General features: G+C 64.8%; 22 protein-coding genes and 1 other RNA gene (1 of these 23 only partly in view). 13 read left to right on the top strand and 10 right to left on the bottom strand.

What is annotated here, in order from left to right; translation table 11 throughout:
• From LPW26_RS19545 to LPW26_RS19560, 4 genes are all read right to left on the bottom strand, one after another.
• Positions 1–631: the 5' portion of an ABC transporter permease gene (locus tag LPW26_RS19545; RefSeq protein ID WP_238737334.1), read on the bottom strand. The gene continues 131 nt to the left of window position 1, outside the view; only the first 631 of its 762 coding nucleotides appear in the window; the start codon lies at positions 629–631; its stop codon lies off the left edge, out of view.
• A 2-nt stretch (positions 632–633) separates the two neighbouring features.
• The gene (locus LPW26_RS19550) at positions 634–1,554 is read right to left on the bottom strand and encodes an ABC transporter ATP-binding protein (RefSeq protein WP_238737276.1); all 921 of its coding nucleotides are present in this window, start codon (positions 1,552–1,554) and stop codon (positions 634–636) included.
• Positions 1,555–1,852: 298 nt separating this feature from the next.
• Positions 1,853–2,125 (bottom strand): type II toxin-antitoxin system HicB family antitoxin, encoded by a 273-nt coding sequence (locus LPW26_RS19555; protein ID WP_238737278.1) that lies wholly within the window; start codon positions 2,123–2,125, stop codon positions 1,853–1,855.
• Positions 2,126–2,224: 99 nt separating this feature from the next.
• Entirely contained in the window at positions 2,225–4,765 is a 2,541-nt protein-coding gene (locus LPW26_RS19560) for an ATP-dependent helicase (RefSeq protein ID WP_238737280.1), read from the bottom strand.
• A 302-nt stretch (positions 4,766–5,067) separates the two neighbouring features.
• Between LPW26_RS19560 and LPW26_RS19565 the strand changes: the two genes are divergently transcribed.
• Positions 5,068–5,241, top strand: coding sequence for a DUF1328 domain-containing protein (locus LPW26_RS19565; RefSeq protein ID WP_238737281.1), 174 nt, complete (start codon positions 5,068–5,070; stop codon positions 5,239–5,241).
• Between the two features lie 6 nt (positions 5,242–5,247).
• Here LPW26_RS19565 and LPW26_RS19570 read toward each other — a convergent pair whose 3' ends face one another.
• Positions 5,248–5,769 carry a thioesterase family protein gene (locus LPW26_RS19570; RefSeq protein ID WP_238737283.1) on the bottom strand — a complete coding sequence of 174 codons (522 nt, stop codon included), beginning with the start codon at positions 5,767–5,769 and terminating at the stop codon, positions 5,248–5,250.
• 65 nt (positions 5,770–5,834) lie between these two features.
• Here LPW26_RS19570 and LPW26_RS19575 point away from each other — a divergent pair, with 65 nt between their 5' ends.
• Together LPW26_RS19575 and LPW26_RS19580 are read left to right on the top strand one after the other, a co-directional pair.
• Entirely contained in the window at positions 5,835–7,262 is a 1,428-nt protein-coding gene (locus LPW26_RS19575; RefSeq protein ID WP_238737285.1) for an FAD-binding oxidoreductase, read from the top strand.
• 146 nt (positions 7,263–7,408) lie between these two features.
• Positions 7,409–11,413, top strand: a complete 4,005-nt coding sequence (locus LPW26_RS19580; protein WP_238737287.1) for an AsmA family protein — start codon at positions 7,409–7,411, stop codon at positions 11,411–11,413.
• A gap of 25 nt (positions 11,414–11,438) precedes the next feature.
• Here the strand turns inward: LPW26_RS19580 and LPW26_RS19585 are convergent, their stop codons facing one another.
• The 5 genes from LPW26_RS19585 to ssrA form a co-directional block, all read right to left on the bottom strand.
• The gene (locus tag LPW26_RS19585) at positions 11,439–11,720 is read right to left on the bottom strand and encodes a ribbon-helix-helix domain-containing protein (protein WP_238737288.1); all 282 of its coding nucleotides are present in this window, start codon (positions 11,718–11,720) and stop codon (positions 11,439–11,441) included.
• Positions 11,717–11,905 carry a DUF4169 family protein gene (locus LPW26_RS19590; protein ID WP_238737289.1) on the bottom strand — a complete coding sequence of 63 codons (189 nt, stop codon included), beginning with the start codon at positions 11,903–11,905 and terminating at the stop codon, positions 11,717–11,719. Before LPW26_RS19590 ends, LPW26_RS19585 begins: the two co-directional genes overlap by 4 nt.
• A gap of 265 nt (positions 11,906–12,170) precedes the next feature.
• A complete protein-coding gene (gene fumC / locus LPW26_RS19595) occupies positions 12,171–13,604 on the bottom strand; it encodes a class II fumarate hydratase (protein ID WP_238737290.1) in 1,434 nt (477 codons plus the stop codon).
• Positions 13,605–13,692: 88 nt separating this feature from the next.
• Entirely contained in the window at positions 13,693–14,208 is a 516-nt protein-coding gene (locus tag LPW26_RS19600; protein WP_238737291.1) for an SspB family protein, read from the bottom strand.
• Between the two features lie 205 nt (positions 14,209–14,413).
• Positions 14,414–14,780: a transfer-messenger RNA gene (gene ssrA, locus LPW26_RS19605) on the bottom strand.
• A gap of 88 nt (positions 14,781–14,868) precedes the next feature.
• Between ssrA and LPW26_RS19610 the strand changes: the two genes are divergently transcribed.
• The 10 genes from LPW26_RS19610 (at position 14,869) to LPW26_RS19655 (ending at position 22,655) form a co-directional block, all read left to right on the top strand.
• Positions 14,869–15,459: a chromate transporter gene (locus LPW26_RS19610; RefSeq protein WP_263859019.1), complete on the top strand. Its 591-nt coding sequence runs from the start codon at positions 14,869–14,871 to the stop codon at positions 15,457–15,459.
• Entirely contained in the window at positions 15,456–15,992 is a 537-nt protein-coding gene (locus LPW26_RS19615; protein ID WP_238737292.1) for a chromate transporter, read from the top strand. The genes LPW26_RS19610 and LPW26_RS19615 overlap by 4 nt, the downstream gene beginning before the upstream one ends.
• Before the next feature lie 70 nt (positions 15,993–16,062).
• Positions 16,063–16,563, top strand: coding sequence for a tripartite tricarboxylate transporter TctB family protein (locus tag LPW26_RS19620; RefSeq protein WP_238737294.1), 501 nt, complete (start codon positions 16,063–16,065; stop codon positions 16,561–16,563).
• Positions 16,564–16,570: 7 nt separating this feature from the next.
• Positions 16,571–18,088, top strand: coding sequence for a tripartite tricarboxylate transporter permease (locus LPW26_RS19625; protein ID WP_238737296.1), 1,518 nt, complete (start codon positions 16,571–16,573; stop codon positions 18,086–18,088).
• Between the two features lie 99 nt (positions 18,089–18,187).
• On the top strand, positions 18,188–19,174 hold the full coding sequence (locus LPW26_RS19630) for a tripartite tricarboxylate transporter substrate-binding protein (protein ID WP_238737297.1): 987 nt from the start codon (positions 18,188–18,190) through the stop codon (positions 19,172–19,174).
• Positions 19,175–19,387: 213 nt separating this feature from the next.
• A complete protein-coding gene (locus tag LPW26_RS19635; RefSeq protein WP_238737298.1) occupies positions 19,388–20,398 on the top strand; it encodes a tripartite tricarboxylate transporter substrate-binding protein in 1,011 nt (336 codons plus the stop codon).
• A 153-nt stretch (positions 20,399–20,551) separates the two neighbouring features.
• The gene (locus LPW26_RS19640; RefSeq protein ID WP_238737299.1) at positions 20,552–21,346 is read left to right on the top strand and encodes a thymidylate synthase; all 795 of its coding nucleotides are present in this window, start codon (positions 20,552–20,554) and stop codon (positions 21,344–21,346) included.
• 3 nt (positions 21,347–21,349) lie between these two features.
• Positions 21,350–21,769 carry a HEPN domain-containing protein gene (locus tag LPW26_RS19645; protein ID WP_238737300.1) on the top strand — a complete coding sequence of 140 codons (420 nt, stop codon included), beginning with the start codon at positions 21,350–21,352 and terminating at the stop codon, positions 21,767–21,769.
• The gene (locus LPW26_RS19650; RefSeq protein ID WP_238737302.1) at positions 21,748–22,134 is read left to right on the top strand and encodes a hypothetical protein; all 387 of its coding nucleotides are present in this window, start codon (positions 21,748–21,750) and stop codon (positions 22,132–22,134) included. Before LPW26_RS19645 ends, LPW26_RS19650 begins: the two co-directional genes overlap by 22 nt.
• A gap of 8 nt (positions 22,135–22,142) precedes the next feature.
• The gene (locus tag LPW26_RS19655) at positions 22,143–22,655 is read left to right on the top strand and encodes a dihydrofolate reductase (protein WP_238737336.1); all 513 of its coding nucleotides are present in this window, start codon (positions 22,143–22,145) and stop codon (positions 22,653–22,655) included.
• The last annotated feature ends 13 nt before the right edge of the window (positions 22,656–22,668 follow it).

Consider the following 22,668-nt stretch of genomic DNA (forward strand, 5'->3'; position numbering starts at 1 on the left):
AGCCGGAGACGAGATAGACCACGGGATTGAACAGCGCGATGGTCTGCCAGACCGGCGGCAGCATCGAGATCGAATAGAAGCTGCCACCTAGGAAGGTCAGCGGCGTGATCACCAGGAGCGGGATCACCTGCAGCTTTTCGAAGCCGTCGGCCCAGATGCCGATGATGAAGCCGAATAGGCTGAACGCCACCGCCGTCAACACTAGGAAGCCGAGCATCCACACCGGATGCGCGATGTGCAGCGGCACGAACAGCCCCGCGGTAGCGAGGATGATCAGGCCGAGGATGATCGACTTGGTCGCCGCCGCGCCGACATAGCCCAGAGCGATCTCGAGGAACGACGCCGGGGCAGACAGGATCTCGTAGATAGTGCCGGTGAATTTCGGGAAGTAGATGCCGAAAGATGCGTTGGCCACGCTCTGCGTCAACACGCTGAGCATGATTAGGCCGGGCACGATGAAGGTGCCGTAGCTGACGCCCTCGACATTGTCGATGCGCGAGCCGATCGCGGCACCGAACACGATGAAATAAAGCGAGGTCGACAGCACCGGCGACACGATGCTCTGCATCAGCGTCCGCCAGGCCCGCGCCATTTCGAACAGATAGATCGCCTTGACGGCCCGGTAGTTCATGCTCATGCCTGCACCAGGCTGACGAAGATCTCTTCCAGCGACGACTGGCTGGTGTCGAGATCGTGGAAACGGATGCCTGCGGCGCGGACGTCGGCGAGCAGGGCGGTGATGCCGGTGTGCTCGGCGCGGGTGTCGTAGGTGTAGATCAACTTGCTGCGGTCGTCCGACAGCGCCAGATCGTAAGCGGCGAGCTGCGCCGGGATCTCGCCCAGCGCGTCATCGAGATACAGCTTGAGCTGCTTCTTGCCGAGCTTCTGCATCAGCGCGGCTTTTTGCTCCACCAGGATCAGTTCGCCGTTGTTGATGACGCCGACACGATCGGCCATCTCCTCGGCTTCCTCGATGTAGTGCGTGGTCAGGATGATCGTGACGCCAGTCGCCTTCAGCGCCCGCACCACTTCCCACATGCCCTTGCGAAGTTCGACGTCGACGCCGGCGGTCGGCTCGTCGAGGAACAGCACCTGCGGTTCGTGACTCAGCGCCTTGGCGATCATCACGCGGCGCTTCATGCCGCCCGACAGCGTCATGATCTTACTGCTCTTCCGGTCCCAAAGCGACAGGTCGCGCAGCACCTTCTCGATATGCGCCGGGTTCTTCGGTTTGCCGAACAAGCCGCGGCTGAAACTGACCGTATCCCATACCGATTCGAACGCGTCGGTGTGCAGCTCCTGCGGCACCAGCCCGATCATCGCGCGCGCCGCACGGTAATCGCTCACGATATCGTGGCCGCCGACCGTGACGTTGCCGGTGGTCGGATTGACCAGACCGCAGATCGTGCCGATCAGCGTCGTCTTGCCGGCCCCGTTCGGCCCGAGCAGCGCGAAGATTTCGCCGCCCATGATCTCGAGATTGACGTTGTTGAGCGCCTTGCGGCCGGTGCCGTAGGTCTTGCTGAGTTTTGTGACGGAAATGATCGGGGCCATGCGGGCTCGTCGTCGTGTGGCGCGGGGAAGGGGTAGCAAAACGCCGCCGGTTGCGCGGGCGGCTTACATAAGGACGAACGAAGCGGGGTGCAACCGACACGGGGAGGGAAGAATGTGGCCAGGGAAGATCCCGGGCCAGCGACCGCCGCGCTCGACCAATTTGGATGCGAGGCCCAACCTCTCCACCGTCATTGCGAGGAGCGAAGCGACGAAGCAATCCAGAGCCCAGTATGCGGAGCCCTGGATTGCTTCGCTTCGCTTGCAATGACGGGGATAGTCTGTGCGATCACTCGGTCGGCTAGGCGTCCGGGGAGTACTCGATCATGACGACGGTCGCGTCCTTGCTGGCTGCGATGAAGCCCGGGTCTTTGTTCAGTTCATCGATCGTGCGCGGTGGATTGAGAACGATCGCGCCGTCCATATCCTCAGCCGCGAAGGCGAGAAGCTCGGCGGCCTCTTCCTCGGCTTCTTCCATCGTGTCGCCCGCGGTGACGACGCCGGGAATATCGGGAAACGAGACGCTGAAGCTGCCGTCAACGTCTTGGCGGATCAAGGCGACGTACAAAGCCATGGATTCACCGAGGACTACTTACCGAGTTGATGATGTGGAGAAAGCACTCGTGCCGACGCCCACGTGAAAACTCTCAGCCGGTCCTCGCAATAGCTGCGCCTACACCCGCTGCACGAAACTATCGACGACCTTCTTCTCACCGGCCTTGTCGAACGCGATGGTGAGTTTGTTGCCGTCGATTTTCGTCACCCGGCCGTAGCCGAATTTCTGGTGAAAGACACGGTCACCGACGGTGAAGTCCGAGTCGGTGCCGGTCGACTTCGCGACCAGTTCGCCTTCAATGGTGAACGGTGCGCGGCGTGTGCTGCCGCCGAATGGTGAGCCGTTGTCGCTGAAGCCGCCACTGCCGCTGCGGCCGCCGCCGTTCTTGCTGCGATTGGCCTGCGCGCGCTGCCAGCCGGGCGTCGAGTAGCTCGATCCAAACGATTCGACATTGTCGAAGCGCGACGGGCCGTAACCGCTCATGCCGCCCCAGCCGGAGCCGCCTTTCGACTCGGTGATCTCGACATTGGCCGAGGGGAGCTCGTCCAGGAAGCGCGACGGGATCGTGGTGTTCCAGGTGCCGTGAATGCGGCGGTTGGTGGCGAAGTACAGCTTCGCCCGGCGTCGCGCGCGCGTGATGCCGACATGGGCGAGGCGGCGTTCTTCTTCCAGGCCGGCGCGGCCCTGATCGTCGAGTGCGCGCTGATGTGGAAACAGGCCTTCCTCCCAGCCGGGCAGAAACACGGTCTCGAATTCGAGGCCCTTGGCAGAGTGCAGCGTCATGACGCTGACGGCGTCCTCGTCGGCGGCGCCCTCGCGGTCCATCACCAGAGAGATGTGTTCGAGGAAGCCCTGCAAGTTCTCGAACTCATCCATCGAGCGGATGAGTTCTTTCAGATTCTCCAGCCGGCCGGCGGCGTCGGCGGAGCGGTCCTTCTGCCACATCTCGGTGTAGCCGCTCTCGTCGAGTACGATTTCGGCGAGCTCGGTGTGCGACAGCGCGTTACGCTGCACCTGCCAGCGCTCGAAATTCTCGATCAGTCCGCGCAGGCTACTCCGTGCCTTCGGCTTCAGCTCGTCGGTCTCGATCACCAGCCGTGCTGCCTCGAACAGCGGCATCTTCCGCTTGCGGGCGTGGTCGTGCAGCATCTGCACGGTGGCGTCGCCGAGGCCGCGTTTCGGCACGTTGACGATGCGCTCGAAGGCGAGATCGTCGGCGGGCGAATTGATGACGCGCAAGTAAGCCAGCGCGTCGCGGATTTCGGCGCGCTCGTAGAATCGCGGGCCGCCGATGACGCGATAGGGCAGGCCGAGCGTGACGAAGCGGTCTTCGAATTCGCGCATCTGGAACGAGGCGCGGACCAAGATTGCGATCTCGTTGAGCTTGTGGCCCTGGCGCTGCAGCTGCTCGATCTCCTCGCCGATGCCGCGGGCTTCCTCCTCGGAGTCCCACGCGCCGGTGACAGTGACCATTTCGCCGTCCACGTCCTCGGTGCGCAGCGTCTTGCCGAGCCGGCCTTCGTTATGGGCGATCAGGTGTGACGCGGCAGCGAGGATATGGCCTGTCGAGCGATAGTTGCGCTCGAGGCGAATGACCTTGGCGCCCGGAAAATCGTGGTCGAAGCGCAGGATGTTGTCGACCTCGGCGCCGCGCCAGCCGTAGATCGACTGATCGTCATCGCCGACGCAGCAGATGTTTTTGGGCGGGGAGCTTTGGACGGCGACGTCGCCGCTCGCTCTGTCGTCATCACCGGGCCGACGCGAAGCGTCGAGACCCGGTGATCCATCTTCTTGAGAAATGATGGATTGCCGGGTCAAGCCCGGCAATGACGACGAGGAGGAGGACGGCGTCTGCGACAGTAGCCGCAGCCAGAGATATTGCGCGACGTTCGTGTCCTGGTATTCGTCGACTAGGATGAATTTGAAGCGGTTCTGATACTGCCGCAGCACGTCGGGGTGCTCGCGGAACAGGCGGATGTTTTCCAGCAGCAGGTCGCCGAAATCCGCAGCGTTGAGGACTTTCAGCCGCTCCTGATACTGCGCATAGAGTTTGCCGCCGCGGCCGTTGCCGAAGCTTGCGGCTTCGCCGGCCGGCACCTGCGATGGCGTCAGGCCGCGGTTCTTCCAGCCGTCGATCAGCCCGGCCAGCATCCTCGCCGGCCAGCGCTTGTCGTCGATGTTATCGGCGGTGAGCAGCTGCTTCAACAGGCGGATCTGGTCGTCGGTGTCGAGCACGGTGAAGTTGGAGGTGAGCTGCACCAGCTCGGCGTGATAGCGCAGGATGCGGCCGCCGATCGAATGGAAGGTGCCGAGCCAAGGCATGCCCTCGACAGCCTGACCCAGCATCTGGCCGAGCCGCAGCTTCATCTCGCGCGCGGCCTTGTTGGTGAAGGTCACCGACAGAATTTCGGCGGGGCGTGCGCGGCCGGTAGAGAGGATGTGAGCGATCCGTGTCGTCAGCACCCGCGTCTTGCCCGTGCCGGCGCCGGCCAACACCAACACCGGGCCGTCAAGCGTTTCCACGGCGTCACGCTGCTCCGGATTGAGCCCCGACAAATAAGCCGGTGCCGCCGCCGCGCGGGCGCGCGCGGCGATGCCGCCAGCGGCGGGCTGATAGTCGGGTAGATCGAGGTTGGCGCGCTTGCTCGGTTCAGTCATGCGACTCGTCTTTGCCCCACGATGGCACCGCGGGTGCGGAAAGGGGAGCCTTCATAGCAGGATTATCCGGCCATATAGGCGCTGACGGCCTCCGGCGACAGGCTCGCGGCTGCATAGCCGTGCCGATGCGCCAAATTCGTTCCGGCCAGCGCGAAAAATGAAGTCTCTTCGTCGATCCGAGCGGAGCGGAACTTTCGTTCCGCCCTTGGATTGGTTGCTCAGTCGGTGCGGCTGCACGCAGCCGGGCCAAATGTCAAGGGATGTCCCGCGCGGGATCTCCCGAAGCGAACGGAGAGCATCTCATGCTGGGTTGGGTCGTCACTTTCCTCGTTGTCGCGCTGATTGCCGGTCTGCTCGGCTTTGGCGGCATCGCCGGTGCCTCGATCGAAATCGCCAAGATCATCTTCTTCATCGCGATCGTGCTATTCGTGATCTCGGCCGTTGTCGGCCTGGTACGGGGACGCACGCGCGTCTAAGCGGACTTAAGTTCGCTTCGAGGGCATCGCGACGCTGCGTCCGGTGCCCTCGGGCTTTCCGATCGCGCGATGTGCCGCGGCTACCTCGTCGACACGGGCGCGAATGTCGGGCGGAAACGGCGCCACCTTGCGGATGCTCATGTCGACATGCATCGTCATGTTCTCCGACGTCGCCGACAGCCAGCCTTCTTCGGCGTGGCGCAACTCTTCGAATGTATGGATGCGTTTCTCGTCAGCGGCGATCAGGTAGACGTGCACGCACACCGGATCGCCGAGATGCACTTCCCGCAAATAACGGACGTGGCATTCGGCCGTGAAGGTCGAGCCGCCGCGGCTCTTGAGATAGTCCGGCCCGATCCCGAGTTCGAGCCACATCTGATCGATCGCGCGGTCGAACAGCACGTTGTAGTAGGCCATGTTGAGGTGGCCGTTGTAGTCGATCCAGCCCGGTTCGATCTGCATCACCGTGGTGACGAACGGGGCGGCAATGCTGCCGGCGTCGACGTTGCGATCTACTTCCAAAGTCAATCCTGCCTCCCTTGACCCCTCCGGTATCCTTTGTCACGGTCGATCCGAGCCGGAGGATTTTTATCGTGGGTCTGACCATCACCAACATCCCGCAGCGCGCAGAGCCGCAGGCAGTGGCGAGTGCCATTGAAGCGCTCGCGGCGCGGTTCGGCAACCGCCTCGTCACCTCGATGGCGGTTCGCGAGCAGCATGGCCACACCACGACGTGGCTGCCGAACCAGCCGCCGGACGCCGTGGTGATGGCGCAGGATACCGCCGACATTCAGGATGTGGTGCGCATCTGCGCGCAGCACCGCGTGCCGGTGATCGCTTTCGGCACCGGCACCTCGCTGGAGGGGCACATCAACGCCCCGGCCGGCGGCATCAGCATCGATCTGCGCGACATGAACAAGATCCTCGCGGTGCACGCCGAGGATCTCGATTGTGTGATTCAGCCCGGCGTCACCCGCAAGGCGCTCAACGAGAATCTGCGCGACCAGGGCCTGTTCTTCCCGATCGATCCCGGCGCCGACGCTTCGATCGGCGGCATGGCGGCAACCCGCGCCTCCGGCACCAACGCCGTCCGCTACGGCACCATGCGCGACAACATCCTGGCCCTGAAGGTGGTGCGCGGCGACGGCGAGATCATCACCACCGGCACCCGCGCCAAGAAGTCTTCGGCCGGCTACGACCTGACGCATCTGTTCGTCGGCTCGGAGGGCACGCTCGGCATCATCTCCGAGCTGACCATCAAGCTGCGCGGCATCCCCGAGGTGATCGCCGCCGCGTCGTGCTCGTTCCCGACCGTGACCGACGCCTGCCAGGCCGTGATCCTGGCGATCCAGACCGGAATCCCGCTGGCGCGGATCGAGCTGCTCAGCGAATCTCAGGTCAAGGCGGTCAACGCCTATTCCAAGCTGACGCTGGCGGAGACGCCGCTGCTGCTGCTTGAATTCCACGGCAGCGAAGTCGAGGTCGGCGAGCAGTCGAAGAATTTCGGCGCGATCGCCAAGGATTGCGGCGGCGGCGAGTTCACCTGGACGACGCGGCCCGAGGATCGCAACAAGCTCTGGCAGGCTCGGCACGATGCCTACTGGTCGGTGCGGGCGCTCCGCCCGGGCGATGGTGTCGGCGTGGTCGCCACCGACGTCTGCGTACCGATCTCGCGTCTGGCGGATTGCGTGGCCGAGACCGAGCAGGACATGCTGCGGCTCGGCCTGCTTGCGCCAATCGTCGGCCATGTCGGCGACGGCAACTTCCATTGCTCGCTGCTGTGCGACGTCAACGATGCGGACGAGTTGGCGCGCGCCGACGAGTTCATGCATCGGCTGGTCGAGAGGGCGCAGGGGATGGACGGCACCTGCACCGGCGAGCACGGCATTGGCCAGGGCAAGCAGAAGTATCTGCAGGCCGAACTCGGCATCGAGGCGCTGCAGGCGATGCGTGCGATCAAGCAGGCGCTTGACCCGCAGAACATCTTCAATCCCGGCAAGATCCTCCCGCAAGGGGTTTGAAGTCCTGTTGTTTTTGCGATGGCGGCGGCTCCGGCAGAAATTGCTGTGAGTTCGCCATAGTTGGTTGTTACACGTTGAAAATACGGAGTTATTGATCGTTGCTCTGATGCTGGCCTGGGCGCTCGCTCGCCCGAGGGGACACCGCGTTGCAAACAACCTTGCTCGGCTTGGCCCTCGCGTTGATCCTGGCGCTTCTTGCTGCCCTCATCGGGCCGTTCGTGATCGACTGGAACCAGTTTCGCGATCAGTTCGAGGCGGAAGCGACGCGGCTTGCCGGCGCACCGGTTCGGGTCGCGGGGCCGCTTGATGCGCGACTGTTGCCGACCCCGACGCTGCGGCTGCGCGACGTCACCGTCGGCGGCGCCAATGACCCCGGCCGTATCAGCGCCGCCAAGCTCGATGTCGAGTTCAGCCTCGGATCTCTGATGCGTGGCGAGTGGCGGGCTGACGAGCTGTCCGTCAACGGCGTCTCGCTCGATCTTGGCCTCGACGCCAACGGCCGGCTCGACTGGCCGGCCTACGGGCTGTCTAATCTGGCGGCGCTGACGATCGATCGGCTTAACCTCACCGGCCGGATCGCGCTGCACGATGCGGCCAGCCGGTCGACAATCGAACTCAACGACATCGCGTTCGCCGGCGATCTGCGCGCGCAGGCCAGCGCGCTGCGCGGCGACGGCAATTTTGCTTTCCGGGGCAACCGCTATCCATTCCGCCTGTCCGCCGGCCGCGCGACCGACGGGACAGGGACGCGGCTGCGGTTCAGCGCCGAGCAAGCCGGCGCCGGGCTGGCGACCGATCTCGAGGGCGTCGTGACCTTCGAGGGGCAATCGCCGCGGTTCGACGGCACCGCCGCGCTGGCGGCAACGGCCGCAACGGAGCCGCCGCGCACGCCTTGGCGCATCTCGGCCAAGGTCAAGGCCGATCCGGCAATGCTGGTGCTGGATCAGCTCGAAACCTCATGGGGACCCGAAGAACGCGCCGTGAAGCTCGTCGGCTCTGGCAATGTTCGGCTCGGCGCGTCGCCGCTGCTGACGGTCAAGATGACCGGACGTCAGCTCGACGGCGATCGACTGCTGGCGGCGGAGGCGGGCGACCCCTGGCTGCCGCGGCTGCGCGAGCTGGCGGGCGATCTTCCGCGCCCGCCCTTGCCGATGAAGATCGCATTCGATGCCGAGCAGGTCATGCTCGGCAGCCGGCCGTTGACCGACATCACCGCCGAACTGCGCGGCGACGGTGAGGCGTGGCGGATCGAGCGGCTCGATCTGCGGGCGCCCGGCGGGTCGCGTTTCGCCATGAGCGGTGCGGCGGCCGCGGGAGCCGGCGACCCGTTCAAAGGCACGGTCACGCTCGACTCCGCCGATCCGGACCTGCTCAGCGCTTGGTTGCAAGGACGGCCGCCGACTGCTGGCAGTACGCCGAAGCCGCTGCGCGTGCAGGGCAGCGTCGCCGCGGCGCCCGGCAGCCTGTCGGTCGATCCGCTGAAGATCGAGGCCGACGGCAACACGCTGCAAGGGCGCGTCGCCTATCGGGCGACGCCTGCGGAGCCGGGCGGCCGGATCGAAGCGACGCTGACGGGCGACGGGATCGAGTTCGACAGCGCATCGGGACTGGTGAGTTCGCTGGCCGGGCCGCGTGACGGCTGGCCGGCGCAGGCCAGCCTGGCGCTCGATGTCCGCGAGGCGCGGTCGCGGGCGAGCGGCCAGATTTGGCGGCCGCTGATCGTCAAGTTCGGCTATGGCCCAGGCACGATGACCCTGGATCAGCTTCACGCCGGCAGCGCTAGCGGATTAGCGCTGGAAGGCGACGGGGCGCTCGACCGCGCCAGCGCCACCGGCCGGCTCAATCTGAAAGCGAGCGCGCCGTCGCTCGCGCCGATCGTGGAGGCGCTCGAGCCGATCGCTCCGGCGGTGGCGGCGCGGCTGAAGGCGATGGGCGATGCGCCCGGTGCCACGCAGACGTCGCTTGCGCTGTCTCTGGATCACGACAACGCCAAAGCCGGGCAGGTGAAGGCCAGCGGCGTAGTGCAGATCGATTCGCCACTGTTGCGCGGCCGGGCCTTGCTGACCGCCGCTCCGAAGATCGCCGACGTCGGTGAGCTGGACGCCGCAGCCCTCGGCCGCATCGATTTCGGGGCAGAAACCAGGCTGACCGCAACGCGCGGCGCGGCGCTGCTCGGTCTGCTCGGCCTCGACCGCAGTTTCGCGGCCGGCGAGGGCGCGGCGACCTTGGACGCGACGGCGAACGGCACCTGGCAGGGCGCACTCAAGTTGAAGGCGCGGCTGGCCGGCGGCGCTTTCGACGTCGAGGCGGACGGCAACGCCGAGCCGTGGGCGGCGGAGCCGAAAGCGGCGCTGTCGCTGAATGCTCGGCGGCTCGATCTGGCACCGTTGCTCGAGCTGACCGGGACGGAGGCCGGCGCTGCGCGGATCAGCGCAACCTCGCGGCTCGCCGTCAGCGGCCGGCAGTGGACGTTCAACGAGATCGACGCGGCCCTTGGCGACTCCCGCCTGCGCGGACGATTGGCGCTGACGCTCGGCGACGACGTGAATGTCGACGGCGAAGTCGGGCTCGACACCCTCGCGCTTGCCCCGACGCTGCAACTGGCGCTCGGCGTCACCGGCCGCGATCCCGCCGAGCCGCTGGGGTCCGGCTTGCTGCGCGGCTGGCGCGGCAAGATCAGTTTCCAGAGCGTGCGAGCGATCCTGCCGGGTGGTTCCGAACTGCAGCCGCTCGGCGGCACGCTGCGTCACGACGGCCGGATGCTGACACTCGACGCCAACGGCAAGCTCGGCGGCGGCGATGCCAAGGTGCTGATGCACGCGCGGCCCGGCGATGTCGGCGTATCGCTCGACGCCACCGTCAATGTGAACGGCGCCAACGCGTCCGCGTTGCGCTTCGGCAATCAGACGATGCCGGCAGCGAAAGCATCGTTGCAGATGACGCTGGATAGCATCGGCCGCAGCCCGTCGGCGCTGAGCGGGGCACTCGCCGGCGGCGGCACGCTGACACTGGAGCGGGCGAAGATTCCGGGACTCGACCTGAAGGCGTTCGAAGTCGCAATGCGCGCCGGGGAGTCTGCACAGCCGGTCGACGATGCCAGTCTGGCGAAGATGATCGAGCCGGTGCTGGCGGCTGGGCCGCTCATGGTCGACGGCGTGCAGATGCCGATCAGCCTGGCCGACGGACGGCTGCGGGTGTCGCCGACGACGCTGCAGGCAAAGGGGGCTCGCGCGGTGATCTCCGGCGGCTACGACATCCCCGCCGGGCAGGCCGACATCCGCGCCACGCTGACGATGACCGGCACCGGTCCGGGATTGCCGCCGGAAATCCGGATCTTTGCGGCCGGCCCGCCGGAGCGGCTGACGCGCAATGTCGACCTGTCGGCGCTGTCGTCCTGGCTGACGGTGAAGCGAATCGAGCGCGAAACAAGGAAACTACAGACGCTGGAGCAGGAGGCGCGCCCGCCGGTCCTGCCCGCAGCGCGGCCGGATCCGCAGATTTCTGCGCCGTTGTCTCCGAGTCGTGCGACGACGGACGGCCCGCCGGCCCCTGGCGTGCAAGGCTACGCTGGCCAAGACGTCACCAGGCCCGATCAAAACAAGACGGACCAGGACAAGCAGGACCAGGGCAAGCCGACTCAGGACAATGCGCGTCGCGGCGACGCCAGCCCCGATCAAGCCAAACAAGACACGCGTCCAGCGGGCCAAAACGCGGCGCGGCCGGGCTCGGTCGATCCAAAGCCTGTCGCGCCGGGCTCGGCGGATCCAGGCTCCGCGGGGCCGGGCTCGTCCGGCCCAGCCTCGCAAGGCGCCGCCGTGCCGCAGCAACCCGGCCAAACGCCGAGGCCGGCGGAAACCACCGCACCGCAATTGGTGCCGTTACCCGACGCGGATCCGCGTCGCGCGCCGGTGCCGCAGCCGAAGTCACGTGCAGCGTCGCCGTCGCCGACCCCCAAGCCAGCGCCGGCTCCGCCTCAAGCGTCGAACGACGCCGCATCCCATCCGCGCGAGCTTTCGGGCTCACATGACAGGGTGCAGCCTCTGCCGCCGCCTTTGGAAATCAAGCCGGCCCCCGGCGACGCGCGCGCAACGTCGCGCCCGCGTCAGCCGCTAATCCTCACGCCCCCGAACAATTCGCGGACGGCCTATTAGTCAGCGCACCAATCGCCGAAGCTGATCAGTGCGCAACCAGACTGCTATCGGCCTTCGCTTCGACCGCTGCCGGCTGCTGAGTTTGCTGCAGTGCACGGCTACGGAAGTAGTCCAGCACGAACAGGCGGATCGCCGAAGACAGATTGCCTTGCTGGCGCGCGCCATCGATCTCTCCGACGAGCTCGGACAAAGTCATGTCCCGCACGCTGGAGATTTCCTTCATGCCATTCCAGAAAGCCTCTTCGAGGCTGACACTGGTCTTGTGGCCCGCAACCACAATCGACCGTTTGACCACCGGCGATTTCATGACGCGTCCTCGCCACCGATTTTGTGTTGATTGAGCAGTTCATCGGCGCGACTAACCCGATAATCGTCCACAGCGCGCTGCGATTTGGTCCGTCCAAACCTTGCACGATTGACGTCGGCGAGCTGAGCGGCTGCTTCCCGCTCGGCTCGTTTCTTGAAACGTTTAAAATTGACCAAGTCCGCCATAACGGGCACCCATTATCGACTAAATCGGCAACGGGCAGCGATTATGGGCCGGGCACGAATGCACGAAACCATAGGCGGCTCGATCACCATCAAGAACACAGTCCCTACCGCTGCAGGTGCTGCCAAATCTGCTTCGCCAAAACGGCTCACACGACCAAACCGCAATACTGCGGAAACAAGTTGATCAATCCGGGCGAGCAAGGGATATGATTTACATCAATTTCCCTGATGGCAAATTGTAGTCTGCGCTTATTGAGGATTGGACTCAGCCCGGATGTGTCATTTTGTCCGGGCGGACCAGGCGATCGAAGTCGGCATCGGTCACCAGCTCGAGTCGCAGCGCTTCTTCTTTCAACGTTGTGCCTCGTTGATGCGCCGCTTTCGCAATCTTCGCGGCGTTGTCGTAGCCGATCTTGGGCGCGAGCGCGGTCACCAGCATCAACGAGCGCTGCATCAGCTCACCGATTCGCGCTTCGTCGGCGCGGATACCGTCGACGCAGTTGGCGGTGAAGGAGCGTGCGGCATCGGCGAGTAGTCCGATCGACTGCAGCATCGCGTTCGCCATCACCGGCTTGTACACATTGAGTTCGAAGTGGCCCTGGCTGCCCGCGACCGTCAGCGTGGTGTGATTGCCGAACACCTGGCAGCACACCATGGTCATCGCTTCGCACTGCGTCGGGTTGACCTTGCCGGGCATGATCGACGACCCGGGCTCGTTCTCCGGCAGGATCAGTTCGCCGAGGCCGGAGCGCGGCCCGGAGCCGAGCAGACGGATGTCGTTGGCGATCTTGAACAGCGCGGTGGCGGCCGCATTGATCGCGCCGTGGACCGAAACATAGGCGTCATTGGCTGCCAGCGCCTCGAACTTGTTCGGCGCGGTGACGAAAGGCAGCTTGGTAAGCGCGGCGGCGCGCTTGGCGAACGCCTTGGCAAATTTCGGATGGGTGTTGAGGCCGGTGCCGACCGCCGTGCCGCCCTGCGCCAGAGGATACAGCTCCTTCACCGCCAGCTTCAGCCGCGCCAGGCTGCTCGCGATTTGCGCGGCGTAGCCGGAAAATTCCTGGCCGAGCGTCAGCGGTGTTGCGTCCTGGGTGTGGGTGCGGCCGATCTTGACGATCCTGGCGAACGCCTTCTCCTTGGCGCGCAGCGCGTCATGCAGCGTCGTCAGGCCCGGGATCAGGTCGGACGTGATCGCCTGGGCGGCCGCGATGTGCATTGCGGTCGGAAACGAGTCGTTCGACGACTGGCTCATGTTGACGTGGTCGTTGGGGTGCACCGGCTGCTTGGCGCCGCGTTCGCCGCCGAGCAGTTCGTTGGCACGGTTGGCGATCACTTCATTGAGATTCATGTTGGTCTGGGTGCCGGAGCCGGTCTGCCACACCACCAGCGGGAAGTGATCGTCGAGTTCGCCACTGATCACTTCACGTGCGGCGCGAGCGATCACGCCGGCGCGGCGCTGATCGAGCAGGCCGAGTTCCCGGTTGGTTTCGGCGGCCGCCAGCTTGACGATGCCGAGGGCGTGGACGAGGCCGATCGGCATCCGGTCGTGGCCGATCTTGAAGTTCTGCCGCGATCGCTCGGTCTGCGCGCCCCAGTAACGGTCCGCCGCGACGTCGATCGGACCGAAGCTGTCGGTCTCGGTGCGGGTGGCGGCCGCTGCCTTGCTGTCGGGTTTACGCGCCGTCGATTTACGCGCCATGGTGACCGTCCTCTCGGGATGTTTCAAAACATGCGAATTGCCGCGGGACGTTGCCGCCCACGGCACAAATGCGCAATTCACGCGACGGTTATTTTTTCCGGAATCTGTCCAGCCGAACGACTTCTGCGCCTTCCGACTTCACCGGTTGTTCGGCCGGAGCTTCTGGCGCGGGCTCGGCAGCCACCGGCAGAGCATGGGCTGGAGCCGGCGCAGCATCGGTGGTGTCGTCTGCCATCTCGGCCTCGCTCTCCGAGGCCTCGAATTGCAGGCCGAACTGAACCGAAGGATCGAAGAAGCTCTTAATCGCCGCGAACGGCACCACCAGCCGTTCGGGAATGCCGCCGAACGACAGCCCGACTTCGAATCGATCCTCGGTCACCACCAGATCCCAGAATTGGTGCTGCAGGATCACCGTCATTTCTTCGGGATATTGTGCGAGCAGTCGTGGCGACAGCTTCACGCCATCGGCCTTCGACCGGAACGTGATGAAGAAGTGGTGCTCGCCCGGCAGGCCATGCTGGGCGGCATCGGTGAGGACCGTCCGCAGAACGCCGCGCAATGCATCCTGCGTCAGCACGTCGTATCGGATGTGATCGGTCGCCATGAGTTGTCCTGTGCCTTGTCGTCTGAATCGTATCCGCCCGGAGCCTTTCAACGCGGATTGGTCCACGCAGATCCGACTCGCAACCTGCCGTGCAGCGTACCCCGGCCCAAGCTTCGGGTCAGCAGGCAACACGGCTGAATATTGGGCGGCCGCAGCCTCTCGGACGTGCGAGCAAAGCCAAGCGGAAAAAGCCAAGCGGAAAATGAGTGGAGGCTTCTGTTGCCAGGTGCCTCCGAACCCCGCCTAACGGAGCTTAACCCGTTAGGACTTTAGACTTGGTCTTTCAAACTGCGTTACGCAGCCTGAGCAACCGGAGCATAGTTGTCGTTGGCAACTATTGCAGTAGCCCGATAACGGCGGAACAATACCGGGAAAAAGCGAGCCCTTTACGCCCTCGTCGATCCTGTTTCGCCCCCGCCGAAACCCGCGGCTTGTTGGCCGGCACGGGCTTTGGTGGAGGCGCCGGGTACTGCCCCCGGGTCCGAATGGTTTATTACGACAGCCATTTATTTCCATAGTCGGGTTGCCCCGACGCCCCCAATATAGGCGGCGGCGGCCGGCGGCGGAAGGGCGTTGGTGAGGAATCTCGTCCGTGTGCAGAACTGCGGGGAGCCGCAGAAAGCGGTGGTCCGCCGTTGGGCGCCGTTTTACAGCTAGGCGATGGCCGCCGATCCTCCCGCAGATGTTGACGCCGCGCCGCCGGTTCCGCGACCGGAGCTCGGCGAATTGTTCGTTGCCTTCGCAATGATGTCGCTGGCCGGGTTCGGCGGCGTGCTGGTCTGGGCGCGGCGGGGCATCGTCGAGAAGCATCGCTGGATGAGCGCAGACGAGTTCAACGAGACCTTTGCGCTCTGCCACTTCTTGCCGGGGCCGAACATCGTCAATCTCTCGGTGGTCTTCGGCGCGCGCTTTCGCGGCATTCCCGGTGCGGTCGCGGCGTTCACCGGACTGCTGGCCCCGCCGGTGCTGATCGTGACGGTACTGGCGGCGCTGTATGCGCGCTACGGCGAGATCGACGCGCTTCGCCGGTCGCTCGCCGGCGTCACCTGTGTGGCGATCGGGCTGTTGTTTGCAGTCACATTCAAGATGTTGCTGCCGCTGCTGCGCAAGCGTGATCCGGTGGCTGTGGTTCTGCTGGTGACGGCGTTCGTGGCGATCGGCGTGCTGCGGTTGCCGCTGCCGGCTGTGCTCGGCGTGATGGTTCCGCTCAGCATCGGCGCCAACTACGTGATGGCGAAGCGGCTCCGATGAGCGGCAGCGATGCCTCGCTTGGGACCTTGGCCGCGACCTTCGGCGTGATGTCGCTGTTCGCGATCGGCGGCGCCAATGCGGCGGTTCCGGAGATTCACCGCATCGTCGTCGACGTCCACCACTGGCTCACCGATCAGCAGTTCGCCGATGCCTACGCGATCGCGCAGCTCTCGCCCGGCCCGAACGTGCTGATCGTGACGCTGATCGGCTATCAGGTCGCCGGCGTGCTCGGCGCCATGGTGGCGACGCTGTCGATGTGCGCCCCGACCGCGGCTCTCGCTTACGTCGTCAGCCGCGTGCTCGGCCGCTCCAGCCATTCGCCATGGCCCGGCATCATCCAGGCGGCGCTGGTGCCGCTGTCGATCGGGTTGATGGGCGCGAGCGGCTTCGTGCTCGCGGTAACGTCCGACCGGACGATAGGCGCGGCGCTGGTCACCGCCGTCGTCGCAGTCGTTGCCGGAGCCACACGAATGAACCCGCTCTGGCTGCTGATTGGAGGCGGCGTCTTGGGTTTCGCTGGCGTTGTCGGATGAAAATGAGTAGTCAGGAAGGCAATGCCGCCCACAACAAACGGGCGCAAAGTCGATCAACGGGGAGGGTGTGATGGGCGAAGCGCCGAGCGGGCTTGCGGAGAAATCCGTATTCCCGAAGTGGATCCGAGGGCCGCAGGACTTCGTCGGCGGACTCGCGCTTGTTGCGGTGGCAGCCTTCGCGTTGTGGGCGTCGAGCGATCTTCAAGGCATGCAGGGTTTCTCGTTCGGCGCAGGTACCGCACCGCGCATCTTCGCCGTACTGCTCCTGTTGCTCGGCGCCGCACTGGCGGTCAGCGCCGTGCTCGTCGACGGCGAGCCGATGGCCAAATTCCACTGGCGCGGGCCGTTGTTCGTCGGGCTCGCGATCCTGTCGTTCGCTGCGACGATTCGTCCGCTCGGCCTGATCATCTCCGCGTTCGCCAGCTTCCTGATCGCCGCGCTCGGCACACCGGAGACGCGCTGGAAGCAAACCATCATCGTCGGCATCGCACTGACGACCGGGTGCAGCCTGCTGTTTCCGTACGCGCTCGGCCTGCCGATGCCGCTGTATCCCAACTTCCTGATGCGGTGAGTGGGCGATGCTTGATCTGTTCTCCAATCTCGCGCTCGGGTTCCAGGTCGCTGCTTCGCCGACCAATCTCGGCCTCTGCCTCGTCGGCGCACTGGTCGGCACGCTGGTCGGCGTGCTGCCCGGCATTGGCACGATCGCCACCGTCGCGATGTTGCTGCCGATCACGTTCGGACTGCCGCCGGTCGGCGCGCTGATCATGCTCGCCGGAATCTATTACGGCGCGCAGTATGGCGGCTCGACCACCTCGATCCTGGTCAACATTCCGGGCGAGGCCGGGTCCGTGGTGACCGCGCTGGACGGCTTCCAGATGGCGAAGCAGGGGCGCGCCGGCCCAGCGCTGGCGATCGCCGCGATCGGTTCGTTCTTCGCCGGTTGCGCCGCCACCGTGCTGATTGCAGTGCTCGGCGCGCCGCTGACGAAGCTGGCACTGGCGTTCGGTCCGGCCGAGTATTTCTCGCTGATGGTGCTCGGCCTGATCTTCGCGGTGGTGCTGGCGAAGGGCTCGGTTCTGAAGGCGATCGCCATGATCCTGCTGGGCCTGCTGCTGTCGATGGTCGGTTCCGATATTGAAACCGGGGCGTCGCGTATGACGTTCGGTATTCCAGAACTGGCCGACGGCCTCGGCTTCGCCACCGTCGCAATGGGCGTGTTCGGTTTCGCTGAAATCATCCGTAATCTCGATACGGGCGCGGAGTCCGACCGCGAATTGGTGCAACAGAAAATCACCGGACTGATGCCGACCCGCAAGGATCTGACGGACTCGGCCCCTGCGATCGCGCGCGGGACGGTGCTCGGATCGATCCTCGGCATCCTGCCGGGCGGCGGCGCGGTGATCGCGTCGTTTGCGGCCTACACGCTGGAGAAGAAGATCTCGCGGACGCCGCACCTGTTCGGCCGCGGTGCGATCCAAGGCGTCGCTGCGCCGGAAAGTGCCAACAACGCCGCGGCGCAGACCTCGTTCATCCCGCTACTCACGCTGGGGATTCCGCCGAACGCCGTGATGGCGCTGATGGTCGGCGCGATGACCATCCACGGCATCGTGCCGGGCCCGCAGGTGATGCAGAAGCAGCCGGAACTGGTCTGGGGCATGATCGCCTCGATGTGGATCGGCAATCTGATGCTGTTGATCATCAACCTGCCGCTGGTCGGCATCTGGGTGCGATTGCTGCGCGTGCCCTACCGCTTGTTGTTCCCGGTAATCGTCGTGTTCTGCGCGATCGGCATCTATTCGGTGAACAATGCGCCGATGGATGTTGTGCTGGCCGGCGTGTTTGGCCTCGTCGGCTACTGGCTGGTCAAGCACGATTTCGAGCCGGCGCCGCTGCTGCTCGGCATGGTGCTGGGGCCGCTGATGGAAGAGAACCTGCGCCGTGCGCTGCTGATCTCGCGCGGCGACGCGACAGTGTTCGTCACGAGGCCGCTGTCGGCGACGCTGCTCGCCATCGCGGCGGGTCTGCTAATCCTGGCGGTGCTGCCCGCACTGCGGCGCAAGCGCGACGAAGTCTTCGTCGAGTCCGAGGGCTAGGGCGCCCGGCTGCGGCGTTACGCCACTCTGGTCGACTGTTAGTTGTTAGGATGTTGTTGCGCGCAAGAAAAATCCTGCAGGGCTTGGAGACATTTGACGATGAAGTTGTTTGCTCGATTGCTGCGGCTTGGCCGCACCACGCTGGCAGCGGGCGCCATTCTGGCAACGCCGGCGCTCGCGGCTGACTATCCGACCCGCACCATTACGATGATCGTACCGTTCGCGGCCGGCGGACCGACCGACGTGATCGCGCGCATCGTTGCGCAGCACATGTCGACCACGCTGGGGCAGGCGATCGTGATCGAGAACGTGGTGGGGGCCGGCGGCACCACCGCGACGACCCGCGCTGCCCGCGCAAATCCGGATGGCTACACCATCATCACCGGCCATATGGGCACCCACGCCGCAGCGGTGCCGCTTTATCCGAAGCTCGCCTACGATCCTCGCAAGGACTTTGCGCCGGTGTCGCTGCTTGCCGGCACGCCGATCCTGATCCTGGCTCGGACCGATTTCCCGCCCAAGGACCTCGCCGAGTTCATCACCTATAGCAAGGCCAACGGCGACAAGCTCAACGAGGCCCACGCGGGCGTCGGCTCAGTGTCCTACGTTTCCTGTCAGCTGCTGAATTCGGTGCTCGGCATCAAGCCGACGGGCGTACCGTTCAACGGCACCGGTCCGGCGATGAACGCGCTGGTCGGCAAGCAGGTCGACTTCATGTGCGACCAGATCGTCAACGCCGTTCCGCAGATCAACGGCGGCACCATCAAGGCCTACGCGATCGCCACGCCGACACGTAACCCCTCGCTCCCGAATGTTCCGACCACGGCGGAAGCCGGGCTGCCTAACTTCCAGGCACAGGCCTGGAACGCGATCTTTGCACCGAAGGGCACGCCCGAGACGATCGTGGCGGCGCTCAACGCCGCGGCCATGAAGGCGCTCGACGACGACAACGTTCGTAAGCGGCTGCTCGATCTCGGCAGCGTCATTCCGGAACGGGGCGACCGCACCCCCGAAGCGCTCGGCAAACTGGTCGAATCCGAGATCGCCAAATGGACTCCGGTCCTCAAGGGAGCGGCGGCGAACTAGCTGTACGGTCGCCGCTCGAGCAGATATCCGCCGATCGCGCCGAAAGGCTGCTGTCGGCGGGCCGGCTAAGCATGATATTCACTCGGTGAGTTAGCGCGGAGCGCCTAGCGTCCGCCAGAGTATGGCGGTCCGTCGGCCCAGATCAGGTGATCCGGGAAAGTCGACTGCAACAAGATATTTCGAGATTACGACCTCATTTACTGGAGACGGACGATGCTTTGGTTCGCTCAGGCGGCAGCGCTCGGGCGCGTGGCGGCTGTGATCGCCGCCACGGTGGTGTTTCCGCTATTGGTGTCAGGGCCGGCTGTTGCCCAGCAAACGCCCGGCTATCCGTCGCGCCCGATCACGTTGATTGTGCCCTTCGCTAAAGGCGGGCCCACCGACGTTGTGGCCCGCCTGATCTCAGCCGAGATGACGAAGTCACTGCGCCAACCGGTCGTCGTCGAGAATGTCACCGGGGCCGGAGGTACGATCGGGACGCTGCGGGCCGCGCAGGCGCTGCCGGACGGCTACACGCTGGTGCTCGGTCACATGGGCACCCATGCGGCCGCGGTCGCGCTATACCCCAAGCTCGGCTATCGCCCGGATGTCGATTTTGCGCCGGTCGCGCTGGTTGCACGGATGCCGGTGCTGCTGCTGGCTCGGCGCGGCTTCCCGGCGTCGAACCTCGCTGAATTCCTCGCCTATATTCGTGGCCATCAGGACCGGATCAACGTCGCGCATGCGGGGATCGGCTCGGTCTCTTACGCGTCCTGCATGCTGCTCAACCATCTCCTCGACATCAATCCCACCGGCGTGCCATTCAACGGCACGGGTCCGGCGATGGATGCGCTGGTCGCCGGCCAGGTCGATTACATGTGCGATCAGATCGTCAACGCGGTACTGCCGCTCCGCACAGAGGTGATCAAGGCGTACGCGATTGCCAGCGCAGATCGCGACCCGGCCGTGCCGGAGGTGCCGACGGCGGCGGAAGCCGGCCTGCCGCAGTTCCAGGTCGAGGCCTGGAATGCGGTGTTTGCGCCGAAAAATACCGCAACGGAGATCGTTCACATCCTGAATGCCGCGGTGGTCCATGCACTCGACCAGCCGGAGGTCAGGGCACCGATGACCGGTCTCGGCGGTGTGATTCCGCCGCCCGATCAACGCACCCCGGGGGCATTGGCAGCTCTTGTGGCTGCCGAATTGCCGAAATGGCGCCAGATGCTCAAGCGGCCGCTTCCCTGACAAAGTGGTTTGCAAGGCTTCGGCGGGCCGGATAGGCCTTTGTGGATGGACGCCTTGGGGGTAATTTCAGCGCCGAGTCCATGATCTGCAGCCCCGTCCCGGAGCCGTCGCCAACGGCGGCGAGGATGGCGCTACCGCGAGCACGCAAAGCCCATGATCCAGTACCACGACCTGCTCGAACGCATCCTCGCCGACGGCGCGAACAAGACCGACCGGACCGGCACCGGAACGCTGTCGGTGTTCGGCCATCAGATGCGGTTCAACCTGGCGGCCGGGTTTCCGATGCTGACCACGAAACGGTTGCCGCTGAAAGCGATCGTGCACGAATTGCTGTGGTTTCTGCGGGGCGACACCAACATCAAATATCTGCACGATCACGGCGTGACGATCTGGGACGAATGGGCAGACGCCAATGGCGATCTTGGCCCGGTCTACGGCGCCCAGTGGCGCTCATGGCCGACCGCCGATGGCGGCTCGATCGACCAGATCGCGAACGTCGTCGAGATGATCAAGCGCAGTCCGGACTCGCGCCGGCTGATCGTCACCGCGTGGAATCCGGCAGACGTCGAGAAGATGGCGCTACCGCCGTGCCACTGCCTGTTCCAGTTCTACGTCGCGAACGGCAAGCTGTCGTGTCAGCTCTATCAGCGCTCAGCCGACGTGTTTCTCGGCGTGCCGTTCAACATCGCGTCCTACGCGCTGCTGACCATGATGGTGGCGCAAGTCACCGGGCTAAAGCCGGGCGAGTTCATCCACACGCTCGGCGACGCGCATCTGTATTCCAACCATCTGGAGCAGGCCCGGCTGCAGCTGACGCGCTCGCCGCGCCCGCTGCCGGCGATGTCGATCAACCCCGACGTGAAGGACATCTTCGGCTTCCGCTACGAAGACTTCACGCTCCACGGCTACGATCCCCATCCGCATATCAAGGCCGAGGTGGCGGTGTGACCGATGGCCATCTTGTCGCGGACGTCTCTGCAAGAAGCAGCTATCGTCAAAATCGACGATGCCCGCTTGCTGTTCGAGAACAGCCGCTGGTCGAATGCTTACTATCTCTATGGGTACGGGATTGAGTTAGCCCTGAAGGCGTGTATCGCGCGTCAGATCTTGGCTGAAACAGTGCCAGATCCCAGCATCCTCAAAGGGTTTCTCGATCATAATTTTGGACGACTGATCTCACTTTCGGGCTTGGCCGAGCCCCTGAAAGTGATGAGACTGGATCCGGAATTCGACAGCCGCTGGTCGATTTTGACCGAATGGTCGGTGGAGTCGAGATATGACGCGATCGGCTCGGTGACTGCCACCGCAATGCAGGATGCGATCGAGAGCCCAACGCACGGAGTGTTCCCATGGCTGAAGCAGCACTGGTAGAATCAGATATCCAGATGGGACAGGAACTCTTGGGGATCCTGGATGCAGCCTCGTTTCCTGTCACGGGAGCCGCATGGGTTTACTACGCAGATGCCGGCGAATGGCGCTTGCTCATCCGAACTCCGCGGGCCGAGAAAGATTTGCTTGGTGCGCTCCGAGAAGTGGCAGGGGCAATGGACGCTGCCGGGGACCTGAGAAGCCGTATCGATTTGGCTCGCATCAAATTGGTGCCACCAAAGGACAAAGTCTTGGCAGCTATCGGGAGTGTCGTGAGAGTTGACGGAGCCTCGACGATCCGCTTCAGCCGGAACATGATCAATGGCATCCTGATCGACGATGCCCTGATTTATCGGCTTGCCGCTTGATGCCGCTGATGGATCTGTGCCTCGTCGTCGCCGTGGCCGAGAATGGCGTGATCGGGCAGGGCAACGCCATCCCGTGGCGGCTGAAATCCGATCTGCAGCGGTTCAAGGCGATCACGCTGAACAAGCCGGTGCTCATGGGCCGCAAGACCTATCAGTCGATTGGCCGTCCGTTACCTGGGCGTACTAACATCGTGGTTACCCGCGACGCTGCGTTTAAGGCCCGTGGCGTGGTGGCGGCGCCGTCGTTCGAAGCTGCCGAACAGGTCGCGATTGGCGATGCGCTGCGGCGTTTTGCCACCGAAATCGTGGTGATCGGCGGCGCCGAGATCTACGCTCACTGGTTGCCGTTCGCCTCGCGTATCGAATTGACCGAAGTGCACGCGAGTCCCGAGGGCGATACCACATTCCCCACGATCGACCGGGCGCAATGGCAGGAGGTCGCGCGCGAGCGCCAAGCCGCCGGCCCTGCCGATACGGCCGACTTCTCATATGTGACCTATCGACGCTGCACTGCACGTTAACCTTGGCGGCGCG

The organism is Rhodopseudomonas infernalis, assembly GCF_022271405.1.
In the GTDB taxonomy this organism is placed as follows: Bacteria; Pseudomonadota; Alphaproteobacteria; order Rhizobiales; family Xanthobacteraceae; genus Rhodopseudomonas; species Rhodopseudomonas infernalis.